The following is a 1,844-nucleotide window of genomic DNA, read 5'->3' as shown; positions in this document are numbered from 1 at the left end:
CCCCCCCCCGCCGCCGGAGCGGCGGCGGCGCGGACGGGGTGGTGGGCATCGCGGATCAGCCTCCCGACAGGCGGTGCTTGTCGTTGATCCGCTTGTCGACCCCGGCGAGACCGGCGTCGAGGTCCTTCACCGAGCCCTTCTCCCACTCGACCAGGAAGGTCTGGAAGGCGTCCTGGTTGAACACGCTGTTGACGTTCGACGGCAGCCCCGTGGTCTTCGGGTGGGCGAAGATGTCGAGGAAGGTCTGGAAGTTGTCGTCCTTGACCAGGTCGGGGGAGTCCATCGCGGCCTTCGTGGACGGGACGTTGCGCAGCCCGTTGGCCAGCGGCACCAGCGAACCGGTGTCGGTGGTCAGGTACTTGATCAGCGCCCAGGCGTGCTGCGGGTTCTTCGCGCCCTTGGGGACCCCGACGACGGTGCCGGCGGTGAAACCGCTGCCGTAGAGGTCGGGCTTGTCGTCGGCGACCGGGATCGGCGCCGTCGAGTACTTGAGGCTCTTGGCCTTCGAGTCGCCCGCGATCATGGCGTTGCGCCACTCGCCGTCGACGACCATCGCGACCTTGCCCTTGAAGAACGGGTGGTCGGCGCTCCACTCGTCGCCGAGGCTCTTGCGGAACTTCTCCAGGTTCTCGTAGCCGTACCAGTCGACGAGCTCCTTCTGCCAGGTCAGGAGCTGCTTCCAGGCCGGGTCGGAACCGATCGCCGAGGTGCCGTCGGCGTTGTACCACTTGCCGCCGACCATCGGGCCGAGGTGGGAGGGGGTGTTCTCGAAGTACTGGAAGCTGGGGATGAAACCGGCGACCTTGATGGTGCCGTCGGCGTCCCTGACGGTCAGCTTCTTGGCCAGGTCGGCGAGCTCCGTCAGGTTCTTCGGGGCGGCGTTGCCCTTCATGAGGTCGTCGTTGAGGTAGAGGCCGTAGGCGTCGGCGAGCAGCGGCATCGTGCAGCGCTTGCCCTGGAACTCGGTGTAGGCGAGGGAGGCGGCCGGCAGCACCGACAGGTCGATGCCGTCGGCCTTGATGACCTCGGTCATGTTCTGGAACGCGCCGCTCTGGCACCACTGGGCGACGTTGTCGGTGGTGAACGAGGCGGCGACGTCGGGGACCTTGCCGCTGCGGATCGCGGCGGTGATCTGGTCGTCCTGGATGCCCTTCTTGAGGGTCACCTTGATCTGCGGGTACTTGGCGGTGAAGCCGGCGACGGCCTTCTCGAAGGCGCCGACCTCGGCGTCGGTGCTGAAGCCGTGCCACAGTTCCAGCGTGGCGGGCGGCAGCGCGGCGGCCGACGCGGAGGGCGCCGCGGTCAGGCCGGGCTCGGCTTTCTGGCCCGAGGTGCAGGCCGTCAGCGACAGGGCGACCAGCCCCGCGGTGACAAAGGGGAGGAAACGCACGGTGGGAGAGCTCCTTGCCGGGGGTATCTGGTAAGTAAGGCTTACTTACGAGATGGACGTTAGCCTTAGGCTGGGGATCGAGGCAAGCCCTTGCCGGGCGGGCGCGGAAGGCGGGATGTGACGTTGAGCGGGGTGCGCGAGACGAACGCGCTGGTCGCGCTGGAGGCCATCCGGGCCGATCCGCCGCTGTCGCGGGCCGAGATCGCCCGCCGCACCGGCATGTCGAAGCCGACCGCGGGCGGTGCGCTGGACCTGCTGCTCGCGGCGGGGCTCGTCCGGACGGTGCTGGCGCCGGCCGATTCGCACCACCGCGCGGTGTTCTTCGAGGCCGTCCCGGACGTCGCGCAGGTGCTCGGTCTGGACTTCGGGCGGCGGTTGGTCCGGGGCGCGGTCGCCGACCTGGACGGGCTCGTCCTGGACCGGCGGGACGTCCGTGTCGCGGGCGACGACCTGG

Annotated in this window: 2 protein-coding genes; one reads left to right on the top strand and one right to left on the bottom strand. The window is 69.3% G+C overall.

Going from position 1 to position 1,844, the window contains the following annotated elements:
- Positions 1-55 precede the first annotated feature (55 nt).
- Positions 56-1,390, bottom strand: coding sequence for an extracellular solute-binding protein (locus ACYVE7_RS27195; protein WP_460368487.1), 1,335 nt, complete (start codon positions 1,388-1,390; stop codon positions 56-58).
- Between the two features lie 132 nt (positions 1,391-1,522).
- On the opposite strand from ACYVE7_RS27195, the gene ACYVE7_RS27190 reads away from it, so the two are divergent.
- A partial coding sequence (locus ACYVE7_RS27190; RefSeq protein ID WP_460368485.1) for a winged helix-turn-helix domain-containing protein occupies positions 1,523-1,844 on the top strand: 322 nt, incomplete at its 3' end.

It is taken from the genome of Actinocorallia lasiicapitis (assembly GCF_054778695.1).
This window is presented reverse-complemented; position numbering and strand designations above follow the sequence as displayed.